Annotated in this window: 24 protein-coding genes; 6 read left to right on the top strand and 18 right to left on the bottom strand. The window is 68.5% G+C overall.

Going from position 1 to position 26,499, the window contains the following annotated elements; all coding sequences use genetic code 11:
- Window positions 1–188: 188 nt before the first annotated feature.
- From MRBLWO12_RS04400 to truB, 4 genes are all read right to left on the bottom strand, one after another.
- The gene (locus MRBLWO12_RS04400; RefSeq protein ID WP_363553076.1) at window positions 189–1,139 is read right to left on the bottom strand and encodes a bifunctional riboflavin kinase/FAD synthetase; all 951 of its coding nucleotides are present in this window, start codon (window positions 1,137–1,139) and stop codon (window positions 189–191) included.
- Window positions 1,136–1,549, bottom strand: coding sequence for a hypothetical protein (locus MRBLWO12_RS04395; protein WP_363558520.1), 414 nt, complete (start codon window positions 1,547–1,549; stop codon window positions 1,136–1,138). The genes MRBLWO12_RS04400 and MRBLWO12_RS04395 overlap by 4 nt, the downstream gene beginning before the upstream one ends.
- Before the next feature lie 82 nt (window positions 1,550–1,631).
- The gene (locus tag MRBLWO12_RS04390) at window positions 1,632–2,000 is read right to left on the bottom strand and encodes a hypothetical protein (protein ID WP_363553074.1); all 369 of its coding nucleotides are present in this window, start codon (window positions 1,998–2,000) and stop codon (window positions 1,632–1,634) included.
- Window positions 1,997–2,890: a tRNA pseudouridine(55) synthase TruB gene (truB, locus tag MRBLWO12_RS04385; RefSeq protein ID WP_363553072.1), complete on the bottom strand. Its 894-nt coding sequence runs from the start codon at window positions 2,888–2,890 to the stop codon at window positions 1,997–1,999. The genes MRBLWO12_RS04390 and truB overlap by 4 nt, the downstream gene beginning before the upstream one ends.
- 55 nt (window positions 2,891–2,945) lie before the next feature.
- On the opposite strand from truB, the gene MRBLWO12_RS04380 reads away from it, so the two are divergent.
- Complete coding sequence (locus tag MRBLWO12_RS04380) at window positions 2,946–3,848, top strand: A/G-specific adenine glycosylase (protein ID WP_363553070.1); 903 nt, start codon at window positions 2,946–2,948, stop codon at window positions 3,846–3,848.
- Window positions 3,849–3,854: 6 nt separating this feature from the next.
- On the opposite strand, the gene MRBLWO12_RS04375 is transcribed toward MRBLWO12_RS04380, so the two are convergent.
- The 5 genes from MRBLWO12_RS04375 to nusA all read right to left on the bottom strand — a co-directional run bounded on the left by MRBLWO12_RS04375 (window position 3,855) and on the right by nusA (window position 10,859).
- A complete protein-coding gene (locus MRBLWO12_RS04375) occupies window positions 3,855–5,999 on the bottom strand; it encodes a helix-turn-helix transcriptional regulator (protein ID WP_363553068.1) in 2,145 nt (714 codons plus the stop codon).
- Window positions 6,000–6,170: 171 nt separating this feature from the next.
- Window positions 6,171–6,602: a 30S ribosome-binding factor RbfA gene (gene rbfA / locus MRBLWO12_RS04370; protein ID WP_363553066.1), complete on the bottom strand. Its 432-nt coding sequence runs from the start codon at window positions 6,600–6,602 to the stop codon at window positions 6,171–6,173.
- Between the two features lie 95 nt (window positions 6,603–6,697).
- A complete protein-coding gene (gene infB, locus MRBLWO12_RS04365) occupies window positions 6,698–9,463 on the bottom strand; it encodes a translation initiation factor IF-2 (protein WP_363553064.1) in 2,766 nt (921 codons plus the stop codon).
- A gap of 94 nt (window positions 9,464–9,557) precedes the next feature.
- Complete coding sequence (locus MRBLWO12_RS04360) at window positions 9,558–9,812, bottom strand: YlxR family protein (protein WP_363553062.1); 255 nt, start codon at window positions 9,810–9,812, stop codon at window positions 9,558–9,560.
- Between the two features lie 63 nt (window positions 9,813–9,875).
- The gene (gene nusA / locus MRBLWO12_RS04355; protein ID WP_363553060.1) at window positions 9,876–10,859 is read right to left on the bottom strand and encodes a transcription termination factor NusA; all 984 of its coding nucleotides are present in this window, start codon (window positions 10,857–10,859) and stop codon (window positions 9,876–9,878) included.
- A 130-nt stretch (window positions 10,860–10,989) separates the two neighbouring features.
- Between nusA and MRBLWO12_RS04350 the strand changes: the two genes are divergently transcribed.
- Window positions 10,990–12,348 (top strand): flavin monoamine oxidase family protein, encoded by a 1,359-nt coding sequence (locus MRBLWO12_RS04350; protein ID WP_363553059.1) that lies wholly within the window; start codon window positions 10,990–10,992, stop codon window positions 12,346–12,348.
- Here the strand turns inward: MRBLWO12_RS04350 and MRBLWO12_RS04345 are convergent.
- From MRBLWO12_RS04345 to MRBLWO12_RS04335, 3 genes are all read right to left on the bottom strand, one after another.
- Window positions 12,314–13,357, bottom strand: coding sequence for a TIGR00730 family Rossman fold protein (locus tag MRBLWO12_RS04345; protein ID WP_363553057.1), 1,044 nt, complete (start codon window positions 13,355–13,357; stop codon window positions 12,314–12,316). The genes MRBLWO12_RS04350 and MRBLWO12_RS04345 overlap by 35 nt on opposite strands.
- Window positions 13,358–13,494: 137 nt before the next feature.
- Window positions 13,495–15,252: a proline--tRNA ligase gene (locus MRBLWO12_RS04340; RefSeq protein ID WP_363553055.1), complete on the bottom strand. Its 1,758-nt coding sequence runs from the start codon at window positions 15,250–15,252 to the stop codon at window positions 13,495–13,497.
- Between the two features lie 46 nt (window positions 15,253–15,298).
- On the bottom strand, window positions 15,299–16,072 hold the full coding sequence (locus MRBLWO12_RS04335) for an isocitrate lyase/PEP mutase family protein (protein ID WP_363553053.1): 774 nt from the start codon (window positions 16,070–16,072) through the stop codon (window positions 15,299–15,301).
- Between the two features lie 61 nt (window positions 16,073–16,133).
- Here MRBLWO12_RS04335 and MRBLWO12_RS04330 point away from each other — a divergent pair, with 61 nt between their 5' ends.
- The 3 genes from MRBLWO12_RS04330 to MRBLWO12_RS04320 all read left to right on the top strand — a co-directional run bounded on the left by MRBLWO12_RS04330 (window position 16,134) and on the right by MRBLWO12_RS04320 (window position 18,894).
- Window positions 16,134–17,549, top strand: a complete 1,416-nt coding sequence (locus tag MRBLWO12_RS04330) for an RNB domain-containing ribonuclease (protein ID WP_363553051.1) — start codon at window positions 16,134–16,136, stop codon at window positions 17,547–17,549.
- A 92-nt stretch (window positions 17,550–17,641) separates the two neighbouring features.
- Window positions 17,642–18,550, top strand: a complete 909-nt coding sequence (locus MRBLWO12_RS04325; protein WP_363553049.1) for a hypothetical protein — start codon at window positions 17,642–17,644, stop codon at window positions 18,548–18,550.
- Window positions 18,547–18,894: a GntR family transcriptional regulator gene (locus MRBLWO12_RS04320; RefSeq protein ID WP_363553047.1), complete on the top strand. Its 348-nt coding sequence runs from the start codon at window positions 18,547–18,549 to the stop codon at window positions 18,892–18,894. The genes MRBLWO12_RS04325 and MRBLWO12_RS04320 overlap by 4 nt, the downstream gene beginning before the upstream one ends.
- Window positions 18,895–18,905: 11 nt before the next feature.
- Here the strand turns inward: MRBLWO12_RS04320 and MRBLWO12_RS04315 are convergent, their stop codons facing one another.
- The 3 genes from MRBLWO12_RS04315 to ispG all read right to left on the bottom strand — a co-directional run bounded on the left by MRBLWO12_RS04315 (window position 18,906) and on the right by ispG (window position 21,345).
- Window positions 18,906–19,772 carry a hypothetical protein gene (locus MRBLWO12_RS04315; RefSeq protein WP_363553045.1) on the bottom strand — a complete coding sequence of 289 codons (867 nt, stop codon included), beginning with the start codon at window positions 19,770–19,772 and terminating at the stop codon, window positions 18,906–18,908.
- A 71-nt stretch (window positions 19,773–19,843) separates the two neighbouring features.
- Complete coding sequence (locus MRBLWO12_RS04310; protein WP_363553043.1) at window positions 19,844–20,176, bottom strand: nuclear transport factor 2 family protein; 333 nt, start codon at window positions 20,174–20,176, stop codon at window positions 19,844–19,846.
- 17 nt (window positions 20,177–20,193) lie between these two features.
- Complete coding sequence (gene ispG, locus MRBLWO12_RS04305) at window positions 20,194–21,345, bottom strand: flavodoxin-dependent (E)-4-hydroxy-3-methylbut-2-enyl-diphosphate synthase (protein WP_363553041.1); 1,152 nt, start codon at window positions 21,343–21,345, stop codon at window positions 20,194–20,196.
- Between the two features lie 228 nt (window positions 21,346–21,573).
- Here ispG and MRBLWO12_RS04300 point away from each other — a divergent pair, with 228 nt between their 5' ends.
- The gene (locus MRBLWO12_RS04300; protein ID WP_363553039.1) at window positions 21,574–23,457 is read left to right on the top strand and encodes a chorismate-binding protein; all 1,884 of its coding nucleotides are present in this window, start codon (window positions 21,574–21,576) and stop codon (window positions 23,455–23,457) included.
- Between the two features lie 26 nt (window positions 23,458–23,483).
- Here the strand turns inward: MRBLWO12_RS04300 and MRBLWO12_RS04295 are convergent, their stop codons facing one another.
- The 3 genes from MRBLWO12_RS04295 to MRBLWO12_RS04285 all read right to left on the bottom strand — a co-directional run bounded on the left by MRBLWO12_RS04295 (window position 23,484) and on the right by MRBLWO12_RS04285 (window position 26,470).
- Window positions 23,484–24,722, bottom strand: a complete 1,239-nt coding sequence (locus MRBLWO12_RS04295) for an RNA polymerase sigma factor (RefSeq protein ID WP_363553037.1) — start codon at window positions 24,720–24,722, stop codon at window positions 23,484–23,486.
- The gene (locus tag MRBLWO12_RS04290; RefSeq protein WP_363553035.1) at window positions 24,719–25,087 is read right to left on the bottom strand and encodes a YciI family protein; all 369 of its coding nucleotides are present in this window, start codon (window positions 25,085–25,087) and stop codon (window positions 24,719–24,721) included. Before MRBLWO12_RS04290 ends, MRBLWO12_RS04295 begins: the two co-directional genes overlap by 4 nt.
- Before the next feature lie 69 nt (window positions 25,088–25,156).
- Window positions 25,157–26,470: a M50 family metallopeptidase gene (locus MRBLWO12_RS04285; protein WP_363553033.1), complete on the bottom strand. Its 1,314-nt coding sequence runs from the start codon at window positions 26,468–26,470 to the stop codon at window positions 25,157–25,159.
- Between the last annotated feature and the right edge of the window lie 29 nt (window positions 26,471–26,499).

Raw genomic sequence — 26,499 nt, 5'->3', positions numbered from 1 at the left:
CAGCATCGTCCGGATGCCGCAGCCGTTCTCGATGTCCGCGTGTGGCGTGAGCCAGGACCGTACGAACAGTAGATCTCGTTCTCTCCGATGCACGTATGACACGTGAGGATCGGTGAGAACTGCCACCCAGTCTACGCCATCACGATCCGCCTGCGATGATATCGGTCCGTAACGGCGTGGGAGGTCGGTCAAGCCTCGTCGGCGAGCACGCGTGCGGCGACCTGCACATCGTCCGCCATCTGCTCTGACAGCTTCTCCATGCCCTCGAACGCGACCATGCCGCGCAGTCGCTCGACGAACTCCACCGTCACGTCGTGCCCGTACAGGTCCAGCCCGGTCTCCCCCAGAACGTGCGCCTCGACCTGACGCACGAGCACGTCGTCGAAGGTCGGATTCGTCCCGACCGAGATCGCGGACGGATGCCGGATGCCCGTGTCATGATCCACGAGCCAGCCCGCGTACACGCCGTCGGCCGGCACGAAGGCATCCACGATCGGCGAGAGGTTCGCGGTCGGGAACCCGAGCTCGCGACCCCGTTTGAGTCCGTGGACCACCACGCCGCGCACATCCGGGTTGCGTCCGAGCACACGCGATGCACCCGAGACGTCGCCCTCGATCAGCAGCTCACGGATCCACGTCGAAGAGACACGGCGCGGGGAGCCCGGAAGGTAGACGTCGTCGACGACCTCCACCTCGAAGCCGAACCGCGGTCCGAGCGCACGCAGCAGCTCGGGAGTTCCCGCCCCGCCCCGCCCGAACCGGAAGTCCTCGCCCACCAGCACGGTCGAGACCCGCAGAGCACCCACGAGGATGTCGACGACGAAGTCCTCGGCGCTGCGCGCGGCGAGCTCTTCGTCGAAGGTCAGTACGAGGGTGGCGTCGAGTCCGAGCTCGCCGAGGAGCTCGAGCTTGCGTTCGACCGTGACGACGTTCTCGGGGCACCGGTCCGGTCGCAGGATCGCGAGCGGGTTCCGGTCGAAGGTGACGGCGACCGCGCGGGTGCCGGTGGCGGCCGCCCTCTCGTTCAGACGGGCGATCACGGCGCGATGTCCCGCGTGCACACCGTCGAACTTGCCGATCGCCACCGCGCTCGGCCCGAAGTCGGCCGGGATCTTCTCGGGGTCCCGGAAGACGATCACGCGGAGACCTCGACGCGCGGCTGCTCGACTGCCGCGGGTCGATGCGTCCGCAACCACCAGATGCCGAAGATCGGGAGGACGAGCGGGATGAAGAGGTATCCACGGCCGAAGAGCGACCACACGGTCTCATGCTGGAACAGCGCAGGCAGCAGGATGCTGAGCAGGCCGACAACCAGCACGCCGGTCAGCTCGAACACGATCGCCACCCAGGCGACCGTGTACCACCCGCGACGTCGTGCGAGGACCAGAGCGAGCGTCGCGAGGATGTAGACCACGGCGGCGAGAGCGGACAGCGAGTACGCGAGAGGTGCCTCGTCGAACCGGCGGACGATCTGCACGAAGCTGCGCCCGGTCGCGGCGAGAGCCATGACGGCGTAGACGATCACGAGGACGCGACCGATTCCGGTCATCCGGGAGGAGGGGGCGGTGGGGCTCATAGCGCATTCCATCCTAGAGCCGCCAGGGGCGAGCGGATTCCGCGGCGAGGCAGCGTCACGCGACCTGGATGGTCCAGATGACCTGCATGCGCCACAGCATGACACCGATCGCGAGCGCAGCGACTCCGAGGATCACCGTGCTCCAACGGCTGCGCTCCATCAGAGCCCACAGCACGGCGCCGATGGGCAGCAGCACCGCCGACACCAGATAGACCCAGAACTCCAGCAGGTCGCCGGTCGGCGGGTTCCCTGTCAGAGGAGCGACGATCGCCACGACCACCTGCACGATGAGCAGGACCTCCACCAGGGCGAGGGCGCCCACGCTGAAGTCACTCGGTCGGCGACCCGCGAGACCAGCGATCAGACAGAACGCCCCTGCCGCGATCGCCACGACGATCTGGACGATGGTCAGCCAGAGGATCATGAAGCGACCTGCGGCATGTTCATGGCACTCTTCAGGTCGGCTCCGCGCTTCTCCACGATGCCCACCAGCACGCCGTCCGTGTCGATCGCTGCGGCGTGGGAGCCGGCGAGCCGCGCGGCCTGGCCACCCAGACGCTTGCCGTGGCGGAGATCCCGCGCCTCGTCGGACGACACCGGGAGGGGTTGCAGGATGCGCCCTGCCGCGTCGGCCGGGGTCAGGGTCGGCGCTCCGTCGAGCGCGTCGATCGCCACGGAGTCCGACACGTCGAAGGGCCCGACCCTGGTGCGACGCAATGCGGTGAGGTGTCCCCCGACGCCCAGAGCCGCACCGAGGTCCCGCGCGAGCGCACGGATGTAGGTCCCTGACGAGCAGTCCACGATCACGTCGAGGTCGTGGATGCCCTCGCCCACCCGCTCGGCGACGACGTCGAAGCGCGAGACCACGACGTCGCGCGCGGCGAGAACGACTTCTTCGCCGGCACGCACACGGTCGTAAGCGCGCTGGCCGTCGACCTTGATCGCCGAGACGGCGCTCGGGACCTGGGAGATCTCTCCGGTGAGCGCGGCGATTCCCGCGGTCACCGCCTCCGGCGTGACGGCGGCCCAGGCGTCCGGCGCGGCCTGCGCGGTGATCTCGCCGTCCGCATCGTCCGTTCCCGTCGTCTGTCCGAGCCGGATCGTGGCGTGATAGGTCTTGTCTGCGCCGACGATGTAGGTGAGCAGGCGCGTCGCTCCCTCGATACCGATGACGAGCAGTCCGGTCGCCATCGGATCGAGGGTTCCGGCATGCCCGACCTTGCGCGTCCCGAAGGCCCGACGTGTGCGGGCGACGACGTCATGACTGGTGAGCCCAGCGGGCTTGTCGACGAGAAGGATGCCGGGCGAAACCATGCATCCAGCCTACGCGGCGCACCGCCTCGGAACGCGCACCTCGTAGGCTGTCGGAGTGCAACCGACCACCCCCGCCCCTCCCCCGGGACTCTCCCCACGCCTGTCGGACTGGTACCGGGCCAGCGCGCGCGATCTGCCCTGGCGGCGACCGGCGTTTCATGAGGAGTTCGGAGCGTGGGGCGTGCTCGTCAGCGAGTTCATGCTGCAGCAGACGCCCGTCACACGCGTCATCCCGCACCTGGAGGCGTGGCTGGCCCGCTGGCCCACCCCCGCCGCGATGTCCGGCGCCACTCCCGCCGAGGTCGTGCAGCAGTGGGCGAACCTCGGCTATCCACGGCGCGCGCTCTGGCTGCATCGAGCGGCTGTCGAAGTCGTCGCGCGGCACGGAGGCATCGTCCCGCGCAACGTAGATGCGTTGCTCGCGTTGTCGGGCATCGGCGACTACACGGCTCGCGCGGTCGCGGTGTTCTCCTACGGCGACCGCCATCCCGTCGTCGACACGAACACGCGCCGGGTCCTGGCGCGTGCGCTCGAGGGGCGCTCGCAGCCGGCTCCCCCCTCTCGCCGGGACCTGTCCCTGATGGAGTCACTGCTGCCGCCGTCGGAGGAAGAGGCTACCGTGATCAATGCGGCGGCGATGGAACTGGGCGCCACGATCTGCACGGCGCGCGCGCCCCGCTGCGAGGACTGCCCGATCGCGGTCGACTGCGCCTGGCTCGCCGCCGGTCGACCGGACACCGGCGATACGCGCCGCCGACAGGCCACCTATGAAGGCTCGGACCGGCAGGCACGCGGCGCGGTGTTGCGCGCGCTGCGCGGTGCGGCCGACGCCGCCGTTCCTATGGAGATGCTTCTCCCGGACTGGCCCGACTCGATACAACGCGATCGAGCGATCGACTCCCTGATCGCCGACGGACTCGCGGAAGCGAGGGACGGATTGCTCTCCCTCCCCGGCTGACCGCGTTCAGAGGTGCTGATTGGTGCGGTGCGCGAGCACCGTGAGCTCGACGCGGGTGCGCACGTCGAGTTTGGCGAACACCCTGCCCAGATGCACCTCGACCGTTCGGACCGAGATCATCAGCGCATCCGCGATCTCCCGATTCGCTGCGCCGCTGACGACGCGCATGGCCACGCCGAGCTCGCGGGCGGTGAGGAGCGGCATCCACGCTCGCCGGCACACCCCCAGCGGATCGAGCGCCTGAGCTCCGTCGCCGTCCGGTTCATCCACCCGGGCGATCCGCTGCTGCACGGCGCGGCTCCAGGCGGTCGCCCCCGCCACCTCGAACAGGCTCGCCGCGGCCCGCAGGTGGGACTTCGCAGCGATCCGATCGTCCCTGATCGCCGCCTGTACCCCGATCATCGCCTCCACGCGCGCGCGTTCGAACGGCGAGCGGAGCGTGCGCGCGATCCGGTGCACCTCCTCGTGCTCTGCGCGCCATCGCCCCTCGGACACTCCCTGCAGGCGCAGCCGGAGCGCGGCAGCGAGGTCGAGATCAGGCGGGCGCACCAGCTGAGGAGAGCGATGCACCGGTTCTGTCGCCCCGAAGACCTCGTCGAGCCCCGGCACCGCGAATGTGGTCTGCGGCGCCCCCATGTCGAGCCAGAGGCGTGCCGCCGCGGCGGCGTCCTCGAAATCGCCGTCGAGATACGAGCGGATGCTGCGATCCACCAGCAGATCGATCTTGACACCGGGCGGCAGCGCCTCCGTGAGCGCTCGCGCGTACGGGCTGAGCTCGCCCAGGACCGCGAGGTCGAGACGACGAGCCAGGACCACGCCCAGCCCCGCGAACGGGAGCGCGATGGGAAGCTCTCGTGCCGCAGCCACCAGATGAGCGCGTGCCATGCCGATGTCTCCGCGCCAGCTCAGCAGCAGCACTTCCACGAGGGCCCGATACGCCCGCACGAGCGCACTGTTCTCGAACCCGGCGATGAAGGGATCAGCCTCCGCCCCCATCGATGAGTCGCCCGCAGCGAGAATGCGGAGCCCGAGGTCGATATCGCCCTCGACAGCCGTCCGCAATGCGCGCAGCATCCCACCGCTCAACGGTCCGGCACCGGCGACGTCGTCCCTGTCGGCTTCGCCCGCGATCAACCAGCTCAGAGCGACGGCGGGATCACGCAGAACCCGCTCGGCACCGACACGAGCGCTCCCTTCCCGCACCGCATCGAGCCACACGCGCATGCCTCGACGATCGCCACGCTCCGCGCACAGTCCCGCGGTCAGCGCCGATGCCCTGGTCCACGCGTGCCAATCAGCCGCGTCGTCGGACTGCGGACGGAAGTCGCCCGGCGCCACGTCCGGCACGGAGCCCTGCAGCGTGGACTGTGCGATGAGGAGCGCCGCGAGAGCCTGCAGCCGGTGCGTCTCGGCGCCATCGGGGAACAACGCGCTCAACTGATTCACTGCGTCCCACAGCAAACCGGCTCCGATCGCCGACGCGCCGGCGACCAGACGCGCCTCGTCCCGATCGGATCCGGTGGCATGCTTCTCCGCCTCGCTCGCGAGCAGCAGTCCCCGCGTCGATTGCCCTTCCTCCGACAGATCGCGAGCGATCCTGATGAGCTCCCGCACTTCCGATGGTCGGGCGCGCAGAGACGATCTCGCCCGATGCCAGGCCGCGTTCAACGGATCGGCCCGGCGGCCGAACACGACGCCGAGTCGCTCGTGCATCGCAGCGACGACACCGGCGCCACTGGTCTGTCGAACCCAGATCGCGAGACGAGGATCCACCAGAGTGATGCGCCCCGCGCGGAGGCGAAGGTCTTCGCCGACCGCTCCCCCGGCGATCACATCGGGTGCGCGCCCGTCGAGCTCGAGCAACGGATCCAGACGGTCGTCCAGGCAGAGCGACAGCGCAAGGAGCAGATCTCGATCCGCGTCAGCCAGCACCCTGCCGCCGAAGAGCTCGACGATCGTCGGCACGAGCGGAAGCGGAGTCGGGAGCGAAGCCGCGCCGTATCGCTGTGCGGGCGTCAGGCGTTCGGCGACCTCGCGGATCGTGGTGGAGTGCTCACCGAGCTCCCCGACGAGACGCGTCAGAACGTGCGGAGCGCAGCTCACACGGTGCTCGAGCAGCATGTCGAGCAGCGACTCCAGCACCGCGGGCACGACTCGAGCCCCTGCATGCGCACCCGAAACGTCGATGCCGATCCCCCTCAGCGTCGCGAGTCATCCGACTCGCCTTGCAGAGGCTAGCAACGACAGCGGCGCCACAGGAGAACAACCCCTAGGACTGGTGGCCCAGATTCGACACGAAGGGACGAACGGGCGAACGACCTGTTACTGGTCGTCCTCGTCCTCGTTGCGCACGTACGGGTCAGCATCGCCCGCGTGCGACGCGGACGACGCGAGCTTCGCGACTTCTGCATCCCGCTGCTGCGCCTCGCGAAGAAGCGCGGAGATGTGGTCTGCGTTCTCCGGGAGCGCGTCGGGGATGAACTCGAGGGTCGGCACGAGACGCGTGCTGAGCTGACGTCCCACCTCGCTGCGCAGCATCCCGGTCGCCGAGGCGAGGGCCGCACCGCTGGCGATGCGCTCTTCCTCGGTCCCGAGGACGGTGTAGAACACCGAGGCGTGCTGGAGGTCGCCGCTCACACGGCAGTCGGTCAGCGTCACGAACCCGAGCCGCGGGTCGCGCAGCCCCTTCTCGAGGCGTTCAGCGAGGATCACGCGGATGCGGTCCGCGAGACGGGCCTGTCGTTCACCAGCCATTGTTCTCTCCTTCTCTACGACGCCTTCGGGCGCCCTTCCTCGCTGTGCTCCAGAGGAGCCAGCGCGAAGGGCGCCCGAAGATCTCGATGTGACTACTAGCCTCGCGGCTTCTCGATGAGCTCGGTGGTCTCGATCTCGTCGCCGATCTGGATGTCGTTGTACTTACCCAGACCGATACCCGCCTCGTAGTCCGTACGGACTTCGGTGACGTCGTCCTTGAAGCGGCGCAGCGACTCGATGGCAAGGCCATCGGCGAGCACGACACCGTCGCGGATGACACGGGCCTTGGCGTTTCGCGTGATCGTTCCCGACCGCACGATGACACCGGCGATGTTGCCGAACTTGGAGGAGCGGAACACCTCGCGGATCTCGGCGACACCCGACTGGATCTCTTCGTACTCCGGCTTGAGCATTCCCTTGAGGGAGTTCTCGATCTCGTCGATCGCGTTGTAGATGACCGAGTAGAACCGGATGTCGACACCTTCACGGGAGGCGCGCTCGCGCGCCTTCGTGTCGGGGCGGACGTTGAAGCCCACGATGATCGCGTTGTCGATCGTCGCGAGGTTCACGTCGGACTCGGTGATCGCACCCACACCGCGGTGGATGATGCGCAGCTGCACCGAATCGTCGACCTCGATCTTGAGGAGCGATTCCTCCAGAGCCTCGACGGCACCGGAGACGTCACCCTTGATGATGAGGTTGAGCGACTCGACCTTGCCGTCTTCGAGAGCACGGGTGAAGTCCTCGAGCGAGATGCGCTTGCGGGCCTTGGCCAGCTGGGCGTTGCGCTCGACTGCTTCACGCTTCTCAGCGATCTGGCGGGCCATGCGGTCCTCTTCGGTGACGATGAAGACGTCACCGGCGCGAGGCACCGAGTTCAGACCCTGCACCTGCACCGGACGCGACGGGTAGGCCTCGAGGACCTGCTCGCCGTTCTCGTCCGCCATGGCACGCACGCGGCCATAGGCGGTGCCGGCGACGATCGCGTCACCGATCCGGAGCGTTCCGGACTGGATCAGCACCGTGGCGACCGAACCGCGACCCTTGTCGAGCTTCGCCTCGATGGCGACACCGCGCGCACCCTTGTTCGGGTTGGCGGTGAGGTCGAGACCGGCGTCGGCGGTGAGCAGCACGGCGTCCAGGAGCTCCTGGATACCGGTGCCGGCACGAGCAGACACGTCGACGAACATGACGTCGCCACCGAACTCCTCAGCGACCAGACCGTACTCGGTCAGCTGCTGACGAACCTTCGAGGGGTTGGCGTCGGGCTTGTCGACCTTGTTCACCGCGACCACGATCGGCACGTTCGCCGCCTGGGCGTGGTTCAGCGCCTCGACCGTCTGCGGCATGATGCCGTCGTCGGCTGCGACCACGAGGATCGCGAGGTCGGTGACCTGGGCACCACGAGCACGCATGGCGGTGAACGCCTCGTGACCCGGGGTGTCGATGAACGTGATGGCACGCTCGATGCCCTCGTGCTCGGTCCAGACCTGGTAGGCACCGATGTGCTGGGTGATGCCACCGGCTTCACCCTCGATGACGTTGGTCTGACGGATCGCGTCGAGAAGACGGGTCTTACCGTGGTCGACGTGACCCATGACGGTGACGACCGGCGGACGGATCTCGAGGTCGTCCTCGCTCTCCTCCTCGAGCTCCTGCTCGAGGTTGAGACCGAAGCCCTCCAGGAGCTCCTTGTCCTCGTCTTCCGGCGAGACCATCTGGATCTTGTAGCCGAGTTCGGCGCCGAGGACCTCGAACGTCGCCTCATCCAGCGACTCGGTGGCCGTGGCCATCTCGCCGAGGTTGAAGAGGATCGTGACGAGGGTTCCGGGCTGAACCGTGTAGCCGGTCAGCGTCTCGATCTTGTCGGCGAAGTCCGCGATGGATGCGCCGCGACGCATGCGGATGATCTCCCCGTTACCACGGGTGACGTTGACACCACCGACGACCGGGGCGCTCCGCATCTCGAACTCTTGCCGCTTCGCCCGCCGCGACTTGCGCTGCTTGCTCTTGCCGCCACCCTTACCGAAGGCACCTGCGGTACCTCCACCGGGGCCACGGCCACGACCGCCGCCACCACCGGGACGACCGGCGAAGCCGCCGCCCGGACGTGCGCCGGGACCGGCGCCGGGTCCACCGGCACCGCCGGGACGACCGGGGCCGCCAGGGCGCTGCTGGAACGGAGCGCCACCGGGACGACCGCCCTGTCCGCCGCGCGGAGCGCCGGGACGGGGGGAACCGGGACGGGGAGCACCCGGCCGCGGAGCACCGGGACGCGGTGCCTGCGGGCGGGGGATGTTGCCGGGGGTCGGACTCGGGCGCTGACCCATGCCCTGCGCCGAAGCGAAGGGGTTGTTGCCCGGGCGCGGTCCTGCGGGACGCTGGCCCATGCCCTGCGCGGAGGAGAACGGGTTGTTCCCCGGACGCGGAGCGCCAGGCTTCGGAGCACCGCTGTCAGCGGGCTTCGCCTCGGCATCGCCGGCCGGCTTGGCGGCCTCGGGCGCAGCAGGTGCGGCAGGGGCCGCGGGCGCCTCGGCAACCGGAGCAGCCTCGACGGGGGCCGGAGCCTCCGGGGCAGGCTTGGGACCCGGCTTGGGACCGGGGGTCGGCGCACCGGGAGTCGGTGCCGCCTTACCGGCGGGCTTCGCCGCAGGTTTGGCCGCTGCCGGTGCCGCATCAGCGGCAGGCTTGAGGGATGCATCGGCCTCGATCGCCGCGCGCAGCTTGCGCGCAACCGGCGGTTCGATGGTCGATGACGGGCTCTTCACGAACTCGCCGAGTTCCTTGAGCTTTGCAAGTGCGATCTTGCTGTCGACGCCGAGTTCGGCGGCGATCTCATGTACGCGTGGTTTACCAGCCACAATTCTCCTGTCTGAGTTGGTCCACCCAGACAGGGCAGACCACTAGTCGCGGACGGGTCTCATTTCGAGCCGTTCACTTTGTTTCCATAGCTGTTCAGCCTTTGTTTCTTGGTGGGTTCTGTTCGAAGGTCCGTGTGTCCAGCTGAGTGGTCACACGCAGTGCTCGTCCGAAGGCGCGTCGCCGCAGAGCGGCTTCCATGCATTCGGGTGTCGGATGCACCCACGCGCCGCGCCCCGGCAGAACCGCACGCTCATCTGAGACGAGGATGTCGTTCTGGGACACCACCCTGAGAAGGGCGGAGCGGGGAGCACGCGTGCGACAGCCGACGCACGTTCGTACGGGTTCCATCTTACACCTGCGTTCCGTCTCGCTTCGCGCGCACGGCGACCGAGTCGACCTGATGCGATCCGATTAGTCGAGCACGCTGTCCGGCTGGATGTCGATCTTCGCACCCGTCAGCTTGGCGGCGAGACGGGCGTTCTGCCCCTCCTTGCCGATCGCGAGCGACAGCTGATAGTCGGGGACGAGCGCACGGACCGCCTTGGTGTTCGCGTCCAGGATGAACGCGCTGGTGACCTTGGCCGGCGAGAGCGCGTTCGCGACGAATGCGGCGAGTTCCGGGTTGTAGTCGACGATGTCGATCTTCTCCCCCGCGAGCTCCTCGGTGACGGCGCGCACGCGTCGTCCGAGCTCGCCGATGCACGCGCCCTTGGCATTGATCGAGGGGTCGTTCGCGACGACGGCGATCTTGGTGCGGTGGCCTGCCTCGCGAGCGAGGGCGACGATCTCCACCAGACCGGCGGCGATCTCGGGTACCTCGAGCGCGAAGAGTTTGCGCACGAGACCCGGGTGGGTGCGCGACACGGTGATCTGCGGGCCTTTGAGCCCCTTGGCGACGCTGGTGACGTAGACGCGCAGACGCGAGCCGTGCGCATAGACCTCACCGGGGACCTGCTCCTCGGGAGGGAGGATCGCTTCGACGGAGCCGAGGTCGACGTGGATCATGCGCGGGTTCGGACCCTGCTGGATCACGCCGGCGACGATGTCGCCTTCCTTGTCCTTGAAATCGCCCAGCACGACGTCATCCGCGATGTCGCGCAGACGCTGGCTGATGACCTGCTTGGCGGCGAAGGCGGCGATGCGGCCGAAGTCGTCCGGTGTCGCGTCCTCTTCGCCGATGATGGCGCCCTCTTCGTCGCGGACGACCTGCAGAACGGCGACATGTCCGGTCTTGCGGTCCAGCTCCACGCGTACGCCCTCGGGCGTCGGCCCCTCCGGAGCGACGTGCTTCGAGTACGCCGTCATGATCGCCTGTTCGATGATCGAGACGAGCTCATCGAAGGGAATCGCCTTCTCCTTCTCGATCCCTCGCAGCAGACTCAGTTCGATGTCCATGACGGCCTCCCTATTCAGCTCTCGTCGCGCCTGTGTGCACGCGCGACATCCGTACCACGATACCCTGTGCCCACCGCCGCATGTCACGGCGGGCGCCCGAAGACGAGCAGCGACGCCGCAGGAGGACCCAGTGACCGAGTTCGACACGATTGTGATCGGGGCCGGCATGTCCGGAACCACGAGTGCACGCATGCTGGCGGATGCCGGCCAGCGGGTCGTCGTGCTCGAGGGCCGGGATCGGGTCGGCGGTCGTATGCACTCGGATCGCTCCAGCGGTTTCTCGGTCGATCGCGGAGCGTCCTGGATCCATGGCATCGACGGTTCCCCCCTGTGGCAGCTCGTGCAGGCGCTCGGCATCCCGACACTGGAGTACACCGTCGGAAGCTTCCAAGCGGGCGGCCGGCCGATCGAGAACTTCGACGGCGACGGGCGGCGCATGGATGCCGCCGCGACAGCGCAGTGGGTCGCCGACGTCGCTGCCGCCGACGCCGCACTCGCGGTGGAGATCGCGGCTTCCTCCCCCGGCGACACCTACCTCGATGTCACCGAGCGCGCTCTGGATCGCAGCGGATTCGCGCCAGAGCGCATCGACGAGATCCGAGAGTTCTTCCGCCACCGGGTCGAAGAGCAGTGCGGTGCGTGGATCGGCGACCTCGACGCCCACGGACTCGACGAGGACGCGATCGACGGAGACGAGGTCATCTTCCCCCGCGGATACGACGAACTCCCCCGCCGCATCGGTGCGGGGCTCGACATCCGCCTCGGTCACACCGTCACGGAGGTCGTCCGCTCAGCAGATGGGGTCACCGTCGCCACCGCTCACGGCGCCTTCACGGCCGAGCGCGTCATCGTCACCGTTCCGCTGGGCGTGCTCAAAGCCGGCCACATCACCTTCGAGCCCGCCCTGCCCGACGAGGTGACCGGTCCGATCGAGCGCCTGGGCATGGGCGTGTTCAACAAGATCTTCCTCCAGTTCCCCGAGCGCTTCTGGAACGAGGAGAGCTACGTGCTGCGTGCGCTGGGCGAGGCGGGAGAGCATTGGCACTCCTGGTACGACGTCTCCGCGGTCAGCGGTATCCCGACCCTTCTAACCTTCGCAGCCGGCCCGTTCGGTCGCCGTATGCAGGCACTGCCGGACGAGGAGGTCGTCGCCGACGTCGTCGCCGCGCTGCGCCGGCTCTATGGAGAGGCGGTGGGCACCCCGGTCGCGCACTGGATCACGCACTGGGGTGACGACGCGTTCTCGGTCGGCTCCTACTCGCATCTCGCCACGGGGTCGTCGCATCACGACCACGACGCCCTCGCCGGTCCGGTCGACGGGGTGTTGCATTTCGCCGGGGAAGCGACCTGGGGCGATGAGCCGGCCACAGTCGGCGCCGCGTACTACTCCGGGCACCGTGCGGCGGAGCGCATCCTCGGACGTCCCGTCGACCTCGCGGCGTTCGCCGCCGGCATCACCGCGCAGGAGCAGCAGACGGCAGCTGGTTGATCGCTCCGATCAGCCGGAACAGGTTCCCTACCTGGCGCTGCTCGAGATTGAGAGCCAGACGCGGAAGCTCGATCACGTCGGCATCCGCGATCTCGGGCTGTCGAGGCTCGGCCCGCTGAATCCGCCCGGATGCGACCATCGACGCGAACCGTTCGTTGAGGTCGTCGATCTCGGCATCGGTCGGCGCGACGCGCAGCCGCAGGACCAGCTCGTCGCCGATCCACCGCAGGGAGTCGTAGTTCCACCAGAAGCCGGTGATCTCGTCGCGCGCGGCCTCGACGGAATCGGTGATCACGACGCGATCGAAGTCGCCGTCGGAGATGACGCCCGCCGGGGCGAGCTCCTGGTCGATGAAACGACGCAGCCCGTGCCAGAAGGTGCCACCGGGCTCATCGAGCAGCACGATGGGCATCGGTTCGGCCTTCCCGGTCTGTTGCAGAGTCAGCAGCTCGAACATCTCGTCGAGCGTGCCGAACCCGCCGGGCAGGCAGATGAAGCCGCGCGACTCCTTGATGAGCATCAGCTTGCGGGTGAAGAAGTACTTCATCGCCACGACGTGGTCCTGGCCGGCGACCAGACCGTTCGCCTTCTCCTCGAACGGGAGTCGGATCGAGACGCCGAGCGAGCGCTCAGGCCCGGCGCCCTCCGCCGCGGCCTGCATGATTCCAGGGCCTGCGCCCGTGACCACCATCCAACCGTCTTCGGCCAGGACCTCGGCGACGTCGCGCGCCTGCAGGTACAGCGGATCGTCCTGGCGCGTGCGCGCCGATCCGAAGACGGTCACCTTGGGCACGCCCCGGAACGGTGCGAACAGGCGGAACGCGTCCCGCATCTCGGCGAGAGCTGCCGAGGCGATCTTCAGGTCGAGGCGATCCGCCCCGTCCTCCCCCAGCAGGATCGCCGTGCGCAGCATCCGCATCACGAGTCTGCGGTCGGAGTCGACTCCCGCCTCATCGAGGGCGGCGTTGATCTCGGCGCTGAGAGCTTCGGGAAGCGGTTGGTCAGTCATGCCTCCAGCGTGGCACGCCCCGCGCAGACGGTGGTCGACGCAACGCCGAGGTCAGCTACCGTTCATCGGAACGTCGAGAAGACGAAGAATGCCGCACCCTTCACCGAAGAAGGGTGAGGCATTCACGACGTCATCGTTCAGCGGCGCGAGAGCCGTTCGATCGCCTCGGTGACGGACACCGTCTCGCGGTCGCCGGATGCGCGATCCCACAGCTCGACCTGACCATCGGCGGCGCTGCGGCCCACGATCACGATCTTCGGCACGCCGACCAGCTCCGCGTCGCCGAACTTCACGCCGGGCGAGACCTTGGGGCGGTCGTCGTAGAGCACGTCGAGGCCCGAGCTCTCGAGCTGTGCCGCCAGGTCCTGGGCCACATCGAACGCCACCTGGTCACGGCCGGCGGCCACGACCTGCACGTCGAAGGGTGCCACGGATGCCGGCCAGATCAGGCCCTTGTCGTCGTTGTTCAGCTCGGCGATGATCGCCAGGATGCGCGTCACACCGATGCCGTACGACCCCATCGTGACCGTGACCAGCTTGCCGTTCTCGTTCAGCACCTTGAGGCCCAGGGCCTCGGCGTACTTCCGACCGAGCTGGAAGACGTGTCCGATCTCCATACCGCGGGCGAGTTCGACCGGGCCGGAGCCGTCGGGGGCAGGATCGCCGGCACGGACGTTCGCGATCTCGACGATGCCGTCGGCGAAGAAGTCTCGACCTGCGACCACGGAGTGCGCGTGCTTCTCATCCATGTTCGCGCCGGTGATCCAGCTCGACCCCTCGCTGATGCGGGGGTCGACCAGGTACCGGATGCCGGTCGCCGACTCCTCGCCCAGCACGGCGCCGGTGGGCGACCAGGGGCCGATGTAGCCCTTCACGAGCAGAGGGTTGTTCTCGAAGTCGTCCGCCGTGGCCGTCTCAACCTCGGCGGGCGCGAACGCGACCTCTGCGCGCTTCTCGTCGACCTCACGATCGCCGGGGATGCCGACGATGACCAATTCCCGCGAGCCGTCGAGATGCGTGAGCGCGAGCACGACGTTCTTCAGCGTGTCTGCCGCCGTGTACTCCCCGTCGAGATGCGCATTGGCGTGCGCGACGAGCGTCTCGATCGTCGGGGTGTTCGGAGAGTCGAAGATCACGGGCGCCGCATCGGCGTCGAAGGCGATCGCCTCCGGTACAGCGGTCGTGAACGCCTCGACGTTCGCGGCATAGCCGCCGGCGCTGCGCACGAAGGTGTCCTCGCCGACCGGGGTCGGGTGCAGGAACTCCTCGCTGCGCGAGCCGCCCATGGCGCCGGCATCCGCCTGCACGATCACGTACTCGAGGCCGAGACGCTGGAAGATGCGCTCGTAGGCATCGCGCTGCGCCTGGTAACTGGCTTCGAGACCCTCATCGGAGGAGTCGAACGAGTAGGCGTCCTTCATCGTGAACTCGCGTCCGCGGAGCAGGCCGGCACGCGGACGCGCCTCGTCGCGATACTTGTCCTGGATCTGGTAGATCGTCAGGGGAAGATCCTTGTACGAGGAGTACAGGTCCTTCACGAGCAGCGTGAAGGCCTCCTCGTGCGTGGGGGCCAGCAGGTAATCGCCGCCCTTGCGGTCCTGCAGACGGAACAGCAGATCGCCGTATTCTTCCCAGCGGCCGGTGGCCTCATAGGCCTCGCGCGGCATCAGCGCCGGGAAGTGGACCTCCTGGGCGCCCGCGGCAGCCATCTCCTCGCGCACGACGGTCTCGATCTTGGACTTGACGCGAAGACCCAGTGGCAGCCAGGCGAAGATACCGGCGGCCTGACGGCGGATGTATCCGGCGCGGATCAGGAGCTTGTGTCCGATGACCTCCGCTTCGGCGGGGTCCTCACGGAGCGTACGGAGGAAGAAGTTCGATAGACGAGTGACCACGGAGCAAGTCTACTGATCCGTGGTCACTCGTCTTCGTCGGTCGCGATCAGTTGAGCGCGGGGAGTCCTGAGGGGACGACGCCGCCCTTGTAGAGGCTCGCGGCGAGCTCCTGCAGAGCCGTCAGTGCAACGCGCTGCGGGAGCGGGCCGTAGGAGATGCGCGCGACGCCGATCTTCTCGTACTCGGATGCCGCGAGTGCACCGGGAACACCGATCACGCTGACCTTGCGCTCGCCGATCCCCTCGACGAGCTGACGGGTCACGTGGGCGTCCAGAAGACCGGGCACGAACACCGCGGTCGCTCCGGCGTCGATGTAGGCACGTCCCCGCTGGATCGCGTCGGCGATGCTCTCCTGCACAGGACGACCGCCGGCGCGCACGAAGGCGTCGGTGCGGGCGTTGAGCGCGAAGGGCACTCCCTCCGCCTCTGCGGCCTTCACGATCGCCTCGACCGCGGCGACCGACTCGTCGAACGGCTTGAGCCGATCTTCGATGTTCGCGCCGACGACGCCGACGCCGATCGCGAGGCGCGTGGTCTCCCCCGCATCTCCGTAGCCATCATCGAGATCGGCGCTGACGGGAACGCGCACCGACGCCGCGATGCGGCCGACCATGTCGATCATGAGGTCGCGGGGCGTGGCGCCGTCCTCGTAGCCGAACGAGGCGGCGATGCCGTGCCCCGCGGTGGCGATCGCGTGGGTTTCGGGGAGTGCCGCGACGGCGCGGGCGGATACGACATCCCACACGTTCACGACACGGAGGATCTCCGGAGCGTCATAGAGTCCGACGAGGGTCTGGGCCTTGGCAGCTGCAGTGGTCATGACTCCACGCTAACGCGCCACGTCCGCGAACGGGCCGTCTCGCGCACCTAGTCTGGGGAACATGCCCCAGCGCCGCTCGCATGTCGCGCCCTCAGCCGCGCAGACCGAACTCGCCACCGCCCTGGCCGCTCTGCGCGAGTCGCTCGATGTCCCTGTCGAGTTCCCCGCGGAGGTGCGCGCAGAGGCGGAGGCCTCTCGCTCCGTGCCCCCCGAACTCGACCTCCGTGACGTTCCATTCGTCACGCTCGACCCGAAGGGATCGCGAGATCTCGACCAGGCGTTCCGGTTGGAGCGACGGACAGGCGGGTACACGGCGCGCTACGCGATCGCCGATGTCCCTGGATCCATCGAGCCCGGTGGCGCGGTGGATGCCGAGGCACGGCGCCGCGGTCAGACCCTGTATGCCGCCGACGGATCGATCCCCTTGCATCCCCGGGTGCTGAGCGAGGATCGCGCCTCCCTGCTGGCGGATGTGGATCGTCCCGCTTTGGTGTGGACGTTCGCGCTGGACGACGCCGGCGTGGTGTCGGACTCTCGCGTCGAACGGGCACTGATCCGCTCCCGCGCGCAGCTCGACTACGTCACGACCCAGGCCGCGCTGGATCGCGGCGAGGACGGCCCCTGGGCGCTGCTGCCCGAGGTGGGAGCGCTGCGCATCGAGCAGGAACGGCTCCGCGGTGGGGCGAGCCTGAACCTCCCGGACGAAGAGGTCGTGCGCACGGAAGACGGCACGTACGCGATCGAACGGCGTCGGCCTCTGCCCGTCGAGGAGTGGAACGCGCAGCTGTCGTTGATGACCGGTATGGCCGCGGCATCGCTGATGCTGGACGCCGGCGTGGGCATCCTCCGTACGATGCCGGAACCTGATGAGAAGTCGTTCGATGCCTTCCGCCATCAGACGGAGGCCCTCGGGCGCCCGTGGACCTCGGGAGAGTACGGCGAGTATCTGCGCAGCCTGGACCGGGCGGATCCACTGACGCTCCCCGTGCTCGAGGCGGCGTCGATGCTGTTCCGCGGCGCGGGGTACGTCGCCTTCGACGGCGAGGCGCCATCGGCCACGGTGCAGGCCGCGATCGGCGCGCCGTATGCGCATGCGACGGCGCCCCTGCGGCGCCTGGTCGACCGCTGGTCGCTCGCCATCTGCCTTGCGGTGTCCCGCGGCGAGGAGGCGCCTGCCTGGGCGCGCGACTCGCTCGCCCAGCTGCCGGCCCTCATGCTCGAGTCCGGGCAACGCGCCTCCCGCCTGAACTCGGCGACCGTCAACGCGGTAGAAGCCGCACTGCTCACCCCTCTCGTCGGCGCCACGATCGCGGCGACGGTGATCGAGCTTCGCGGCGAACGGGCGACGATCCAGATCTCGGAGCCCGCCGTGACGGCCTCCGCTCCGGTCCCCGATGGCGCGAAACCGGGAGACGTCGTCCACCTCCGCGTCATCCGCGCCGACATCGGCCGCGGCGAGATCGAGTTCGCGGTCTGACCCCGCTCGGGGCCGAGCGGGCACGCACTAGCCATATGTATTGATTCATTGCTACATTTTGTGTCAACGAATCAACACACTTTGGAGGAGCGATGCTCACCATCCTGCTGCTCGCCTCCGCTCCGATCGCGGTCGCCGCGATCGTGGCCATCGGTATCCGCCTGATCAATCTGCCTCCCCTTCCCCGCCTGGGCGCGCCCACCTCGTGGCTCACGGCCGCGGCAGGCGGCCTCCCCGCTCTCGCGCTGGCCGCCATGGTGTGGTTCCCGTTCGTTCTCCCGCCGATCGGGTTCTTCGACCTCGACGTCCGCGCGCTGGCGCCCCTGCTGTTCGGCATCGGGGCCGTCATCCTCCTCGCCATCCCCCCGATGTCGCCACGTCGCGGGGCGGTCGCGCAGATCTCCCGACGCACGATCATGTCCTTCGTGTCCGCGCGCTGGATCATCATGACGCTCGCGGTCGCGGCGATCGTCGCGATCCTGACGGTCGCCGCCGGCACCGCCTCCGAGCTCGACGACCAAGGGCGCTATACGACGTACACCATCTCGATCGGAACCACCGGCACCGAGATGGGAACAGGAATCTACGGCTGGCACTACTCGCTGCCGGCGCTCGCAGGCCTCGTCGCCCTCCTGCTCGTGACCGCCACCGCCTGGGCGCTCCTCCCGCGCCCCGCCTGGAGCACGGACATCGCTCATGACGCCACCGTACGTCGGCTCCGTGCAGCGAACATCGGTCGCGCCGCCTGCGGCGCCCTGCTCATCCACCTCTCGGTCGTGCTGCAGTCGTTGGCGAGCACCGCCTCGCTGCTCGGCAGCACGACGACGACGGAACTCGGCGCCGTGTCGGTCACGCCACCGTTCGCTGCTCTCGGGCCCACGCTGTACTGGTCGGGCACGCTCGCGCTGGTCGCCGGACTGACCATGTGGATCGTCATCGCGCTCACCGCGATCCCGAGCACCGTGCGACAGCCGACTTCCGTCGTCGCCTCCGCGTCATGATCATCGCGCTCACCTCGACGGGCGGTACGCCGGCGGAGCAGGTGCACAGCCAGCTCCGAGGCCTCATCACGACAGGCCGACTCGCGGCGGATGAACGCCTGCCCTCCGTGCGCCAGCTCGCCTCCGATCTCGGGATCGCCCCGGGAACGGTCGCGAAGGCCTATCGCCAGCTCGAGGAGGACGGACTCGTCGTCTCGCGCACAGGAGCCGGCACGCGCGTGAGCCGCGCGGCCACGGCGGTCTCTCAGGAGGTCGCCGACGCTGCCCGCGCGCTGGCCGACGCCGCCCGACGCAGCGGTCTGACCGTGTCAGATACCGAGCAGGTGCTGCGCGCGATGTGGTGACCCTCCGGGGCTCAGGCCGCCGGTACGACCGTGGTCGTCATCACGAGGAGCTGCGGGTCGCTGAGATCGAGAGCGACCGAGATCGAGTCGAACACGGCGAGTGAGTCGACATGCGTCCCGCCGCACAGGATGACGGCCTCCCCCTCGGGCAACGCGCAGTGCCAGCGACGGCGGTCCACGATGGTGGGACCCTCGGTCACGATCCGACTGGTCGCGGCCGAAGCCACCCACTCCGAGAGCCGCGCGTTGATGGCGGCCTCACGCTCCGACACCGTCGCGGCGAATGTCTCGGTGTCGAACCCGGCGCGTCGCAGGCTCTTGCCCAGACGGTACTCATCGACGCTGCCGTCCTCGTGGATACGGCTGGACTGGTTGGCTCGCCCCTCGAAGTCGGGGGTGCCGAGCGCATCGGCGCCTGGGTCCTTACGCCACAGGTCGGCGACGGCGAGATCGAGCGCGAGCGAGGCGAGGTGGCACGCGGTGTGACCCCGGCTCAGGCCGGCGCGATGGACGTCATCGACCTCGAGACGCACGGCAGCGCCCTCGACCAGCACCGACGGGATGTCGCCCTCGACACGGTGCCCGACGAGCCAGGTCCACCCCTCGGCTCCCCGCTTGACCGGGATGTCGGCGCCGACGGCGAAGTCGCCCTCGTCGCTGACCGCGGCCATGAGCGCCTCGACGACGGCCACCTGTGCGTCACCGATCACAAGCGCACCGGTGTCCCCCGGCTGGTCCGGCCAGGTGTGGTCGACCGGGTGGAAGGGCGTCTCGTCGACGACGACGACGATCGCTCCCTCGGTTGAGGTCTCGACACGGGTGACGATGCCCTCCCCTGTGACGGATCCGTCGGCGAAGGTCACGACAGTGGCAGGCATGGAACTCCTTGGATGGCGCCTCGACGGCGGCCCGAGGTCCACGACGGACACAGCAGGGCGCCGTGGGCTGGTCAGTGCGAGGGCGGGATGGTGAAGCTGGCGATCTTGTCGCCGTCGATGACGAAGACGCCGTCGGACTCGCCGTTGAAGACGCGGCTCGACCAGGAGAAGCGGATGCGGGTGACATCCCCGTCGGTCGTGGCCGTCAGTACCGTCATCTGCGCACCGGCGCCGATCGCGTCGGTGTCGGCCCAGCTGCGTACTCCGTCACGGCCGGACTTCACGGTTCCCCAGTCGCTGACGAAGCCGTCCGCGGTGAAGGACGCGACGAAGGCGTCGGTGTCCGCGGCGTTGATCGCATCGATCATGGCCTGTGCGGGTTCCGGCACAGAGATCTCTGACATGCGCGTCTCCGCCGCCGTCAGACCGTGATGACCTGGGCGGTACCGACAGATGCGTCGGGGCCCATCTCGGCGGCGATGCGGTTCGCCTCTTCGATCAGCGTGGCGACGATCTCGGCTTCTGGGACGGTCTTGATGACCTCGCCCTTGACGAAGATCTGCCCCTTGCCGTTGCCGGAGGCGACACCGAGGTCGGCCTCGCGAGCCTCGCCCGGGCCGTTCACGACGCATCCCATCACGGCGACACGCAACGGGACGGTCATGTCCTTGAGCCCCTCGGTGACGTCTTCGGCCAGCGTGTAGACGTCGACCTGGGCACGACCGCAGGAGGGGCACGACACGATCTCGAGCTTGCGTTCGCGCAGGTTGAGCGACTGCAGGATCTGGTGACCGACCTTCACCTCTTCCGCGGGAGGAGCGGAGAGGGAGACGCGGATCGTGTCGCCGATACCTTCACCGAGCAGGATGCCGAACGCCGTGGCGCTCTTGATCGTGCCCTGGAACGCGGGCCCGGCCTCCGTGACGCCGAGGTGCAGCGGCCAGTCGCCGCGCTCGGCGAGCTGACGGTAGGCCTTGACCATCACGATCGGGTCGTTGTGCTTGACCGAGATCTTGAAGTCATGGAAGTCGTGCTCCTCGAACAGCGAGGCCTCCCAGACCGCGCTCTCCACGAGCGCCTCGGCGGTGGCCTTGCCGTGCTTCTCGAGGATGCGCCGGTCGAGCGAGCCGGCGTTCACGCCGATCCGCAGCGAGACGCCCGCCGCTTTGGCTGCGGCGGCGATCTTGCCGACGTTGCCGTCGAACTCACGGATGTTGCCCGGGTTCACACGAACCGCACCGCAGCCGGCATCGATCGCGGTGTAGATGTACCGCGGCTGGAAGTGGATGTCGGCGATCACGGGGATCTGGCTCTTCATCGCGATGATCTTGAGCGCGTCGGCGTCGTCCTGGTGCGGCACGGCGACGCGGACGATCTCGCAGCCTGATGCCGTGAGCTCGGCGATCTGCTGCAGAGTGCCGTTGATGTCGGTCGTCTTCGTGGTCGTCATGGACTGCACGCTGACGGGAGCGTTGCCGCCCACGAGCACCTTGCCGACCTTGATCTGGCGAGACTTGCGGCGAGGGGCGAGGACTTCGGGGATCTTCGGCATCCCAAGATTCACTGCTGGCACCCCTCCAGACTACGCCGCCCGGATGCACACAGGCTGGATGTCGGGCACAGTCGTGCGGCGTCACGCGCCAGGGCGGACCCTGCACCATGTGGTAGTTTCGCCCCATGCTCGCGAACCAGACCTGGTGGCCCGCCTCCTAGGCGGTGTGTTCGCGTTCCCACGAATCCAGACCGCCTCCGGGGCGGTCTTTTCGTTGAGCCGAGCCGGAGCCCTGCACAGGAGACATCGATGACCCTCTCACGACTCGCCGAGCTCAGCGCCGACCCGAGCGCTTCCTTCGTGCTGATCGCACGCGACGGCGCCGACTCCGTCGAGCTGCTCACGGGAGAGGTCGTCGATGTCGATCTCCTCGCTGACATCCCGCTGACGATCGACGGCTCGCCCCGCGAGGTCTTCGCTCTCGTCCCGTACCGCCAGGTGCGCGAGCGCGGCTTCGTGGCGCAGGATGACGGTGCTCCCCTGCGCTGCATCGTCGTCGACGAGCACCTCCCGCTTCCCACCCCCGCGCTGATCGATGCGCTCCCGTCCGCGCCAGTGCCGCTGCAGGACGCCGGCTTCGACATCGCAGACGAGGAGTACGCCGAGATCGTCGAGCGGGTCATCGCCGATGAGATCGGCCGGGGCGAAGGCGCCAACTTCGTGATCCGACGCGACTTCACCGCCCAGATCGACGTCGACGATCGCACGGCGGCGTTGACCTGGTTCCGCGCCCTGCTCACTCACGAACGCGGCGCGTATTGGACGTTCGCGGTCTTCACCCCCGGCCACATCGCCGTCGGAGCGAGCCCCGAGGCGCACGTCGTCGCGCGCGGCGGTGTCGTCACGATGAACCCGATCTCCGGCACCTTCCGCCATCCTGCCGGCGGTTCGACCCGTGAGACGCTCGTCGACTTCCTCTCCTCGACCAAGGAGACCGAGGAACTGTTCATGGTGGTCGACGAGGAGCTCAAGATGATGAGCGCCGTCTGCTCCGACGGCGGTCGGATCACGGGCCCGCACCTCAAGGAGATGTCGCGGCTCACCCACACCGAGTACATGCTGCGCGGCCGCAGCAAGCTCGATCCGCGCGACATCCTGCGCGAGACGATGTTCGCCCCCACCGTCACCGGGTCGCCGATGCAGAACGCCTGCGCCGTCATCCGTCGGCATGAGCGCCAGCCGCGCGGCTACTACTCCGGCGTGGCCGCGCTCTTCACCCCGAACGCGGACGGCGGGCACGATCTCGATGCGCCGATCCTCATCCGTACCGTCTACGTGCAGGACGGCGCGTTGCGCGTGCCCGTCGGTGCGACGCTGGTGCGCCATTCCGATCCGCAGGGCGAGGTCAGCGAGACGCACGGGAAGGCCGCCGGCGTGCTCGGCGCCATCGGCGCGATCGACCGCGACCGTGCCGCCGAGGCACGCAGCGATGCGGACGCTCCCGCCGCAGAGGTCGCCCTGGCCGATGACCCGACGATCGCCGCGCTGCTGTCGTCGCGCAACTCGCGCCTCGCGGACTTCTGGCTGAATCCGCAGGGTGACGACGCGACCGGTCCGTTCCAGGGGCGGACGGCCGTCGTCGTCGACGCCGAGGACCGCTTCACCACCATGCTCGCGCACCAGCTGCGCCATCTCGGTCTCGACGTCACGATCGCCCCGTGGAGCGAAGTGACGGATGCGGAGCTGGATACGGCCGACCTCGTCGTCGCGGGACCTGGCCCCGGCGATCCGCGCGACACGGAGAACCCCCGCATCGCTCGGATGCGCGCCGTCGTGGCACGCCGAGTCGATGCGAGACGGCCGCTGCTCGCGGTGTGCCTGAGCCACCAGATCCTCAGCGATCGGTTCGGCATCGCGCTGATGCCGCTGGACGCCCCCCACCAGGGACTCCAGAAGTCCGTTCCGGTGTTCGGCGAAGACGCCTCGATCGGCTTCTACAACACGTTCACCGCGCGCGTCGACCCCGGCACGACCGCGGTGGAGGGCGCTGAAGTCTCCGCCGACGCCGCGTCCGGAGACGTCTACGCCCTCCGCGGCGAACGCTTCGCGTCCGTGCAGGGGCATCTGGAGTCGATCCTGTCGCGCGACGGCATCCGCACCCTGGAGCGCCTGGTCTCGCACGCGCTCTCCTGAGCGCAGGCGAGACCAGGCATCCGCTCTCAGCTCGCGGATGCGCCACGCACACCGAGCAGACGCCGCTCCGCGTCGTTCGCGGTCAGCCCTCGGGCTCGTTCCCACTCGTCATGTGCTTCCTCGTCGCGGCCGAGGCGAAGGAGCAGGTCCGCGCGAACGGCGTGCCACAGATGGAACCGCTCGAGCGCGCTCTGCAGTGCGTCCACATCGGAAAGCGCCTGACGGAGTCCGCCGACTTCGCCCGTCGCGACCGCACGATTGAGCCGGACGACGGGAGAGTCGTCGTACGCCAGCAGCATGTCGTACAGCACCAGAATCTGGGGCCAGTCCGTATCAGCGAAAGTCGATGCATCGGCATGGCACGCCGCGATCGCCGCCTGCAGCTGCCACCGGCCAGGGCTGCGGAGATGCGCGGCCTGAGAAAGCGCTGCGCGCGCCTGATCCATCAGCGCCGAATCCCACCGCGTGCGGTCCTGATCCGCGAGGATCACGATGTCACCGTCTTGAGACCTCGCCTGCTCCCGACTTCGATGAAACCTCAGCAACGACAGCAGGCCGAACGACTCCGCCTCGCGGGGCAAGGCGTTCGCCACGACCTCGGCGAGCCACAGGGCGTCGTCTGCGAGATCGCGATCAGCCACGGCATCGCCACCATCGACGAGGTGCGCCTCGTTGTACATCACCGAGATCACGGTCAGCACGATGTCGAGATGCGACGCGCGCTCTGCGCCCACCGGAACCCGCAACGGTATCCCCGCCGCGCCGATCTTCCGTTTCGCTCGGACGATCCGCTGCCCGACCGTCGTCGGCGTGCTCAGCGTCGCTCTGGCGATCTGTTCGGTCGTGAGCCCGCAGACGGCGCGCAGCGTCAAAGCCAGTTGCGCCGGAGCCGTCAGCGCGGGGTGGCAGCATCCGAAGAGCAGCGGTAGCCGCTCATCGATCTCGGTATCGAGGGGCGCCGCGCGCGGCACTGCGGTGAGCAACTCGAGCTTCTGTCGATAGCGCGCGTCGCGGCGCAGCCGGTCGAGAGCGCTGTGCCGGGCGGCGGCGGTGAGCCACGCTCCGGGATTCGGAGGCACACCCGCCGTGCGCCAGCTCTGCAACGCCTCCACCACGGCGTCTGCAACGGACTCCTCAGCGAGGTCGAGGTTGCCGAGCGATGCGGTGAGTGTCGCGACGATCCGCGCGGACTCGGCACGGATCACGTGGGCGAGCGCGCGGTCGGATGCCGCGCCGGGCGCCGACGCGGCATCCGATGCGTTCACTGCTCGAACTGGCTGTAGTCGGTCACGAGGGGTCGGATCTCGACGGAGGTACCCTCCAGCTCCAGCATCGGCCAGCTTCTCGCGAGGGCGATGGCTGCGTCCAGGTCGGGCACATCGATGATGCTGAATCCTCCGACCGCCTCCCTCGCCTCGGTGAACGGACCGTCGACGACGACGACACCCTGAGCCCCGGAGCGGACGGTCGTCGCGGTCTCGACGGGCTGCAGCTCCGCCCCACTCTCGTCGATGACCGCGTCGTTGTCCTGGAACCACTGATACACCCGCCCGTAGACGTCCTGGGCTACTTCCGGTGCGACCTGGGCGTCGAGTGCCGGAGTGGAAGTGAACATGATGACGTATTTCATGCGAATCGTCCTTTCTTCAAGAGAACCGTTACACCGTCACAGCGAACGGGCAAGGACGATTTCGACACGTCAGCCGAGGATGTCTATCGGCCGGAACAGGTCGGCGACGATCAGCAGCGCGCCCATCGCGATGAGCAACGTGGCGACGACCACCGTCAGCGGCACCAGCCGGGTGGCATCGACAGGCGCGGGCGGAGGCCGACGGAAGAGTTTCGCCCAGCCCCGCTTGATCCCCTCCCACAGAGCGACGACGATGTGACCGCCGTCGAGAGGCAGCAGCGGGATCAGGTTGAACACGAACAGTGCGATGTTCAGGGATCCGAGCAGTCCCAGCAACCCGAACATGCGGTTCAGCACCGGGGCCTCGGTGGCGGCGACCTCGCCGGCGAGCCGGCCGACGCCGACGACGCTCAGCGGTCCGTTCGGGTCACGCTCCCCTCCGGTGACGAGCGCCACTCCGACGTCCCAGAGGCGGACGGGCAACGTGACGATCAGCGAGCCGACACGGGCGACAGTGTCACCGGTCATCTCCACGCCGGCGTTCAACGGCTGCGGCACGAAGCCCATCTGAGCCGCCATACCGACGTAGCCGACCTCCTTCACGACAGGGTCGCCCCGGTCGTCCAGCAGAGGCTGACCGCTCGCGTCGGTGAGGGTGCGCTCCGCGGCGACGGGGGTGATGCTCAGGGTCTGCGGCGCGCCATCGCGCTCGACGACCAGGTCGAGCGTCTTCCCCGGCGCGGCCTGCACGATCGCGGTCGCCTCGGCGAAGGTCGACACCGGAGTGCCGTCGATCGACACCAGGACGTCGCCCGGCATGATGCCTGCCTCGGCAGCGGGGGTGGCGGGATCTTCCGCTCCGCATTCGGTCTGCGTTGATCCGGACGGCACGACGCATTCGCTGACAGATGCGATCGTGGTCGTGCCCTGCTGCAGTCCGATGCCGGAGAGCATCACCGTGAAGATCACCACCGCGAGGATCAGGTTCATCAGCGGTCCGCCGAGCATCACGACGACGCGCTTCCAGACGGGCAGCCGGTAGAAGACGCGGTCCTCCGCGCCGTCCGCGATCGTCTCGTCATTCGCGGAACGGGCGTCCTGGATCAGGGCGCGGAACACACCCTTGGCCGGACCGGTCCCGCTGGACGCCGGATACATGCCGGACATCGAGATGAAGCCGCCCACCGGGAGCAGCTTGAAGCCGTACTCGGTCTCGCCGATGCGTTTCGACCACAGACGCGGCCCGAAGCCGATCATGTACTGGCCGACGCGCACGCCGAAGAGCTTGGCGGGGACGAGATGGCCGACCTCGTGCAGACCGATCGAAAGGCCGAGGCCGATCAGCATGAACAGGATGCCACCCACATAGAGCAGGATTTCCACCTGCTCACGCTACAGCGCCGCGTCTAGGA

It is taken from the genome of Microbacterium sp. LWO12-1.2, assembly GCF_040675875.1.
In the GTDB taxonomy this organism is placed as follows: Bacteria; Actinomycetota; Actinomycetes; order Actinomycetales; family Microbacteriaceae; genus Microbacterium.
The sequence above is the reverse complement of the archived record's forward strand: the minus strand, read 5'-3'. Positions and strand labels throughout refer to the sequence as shown.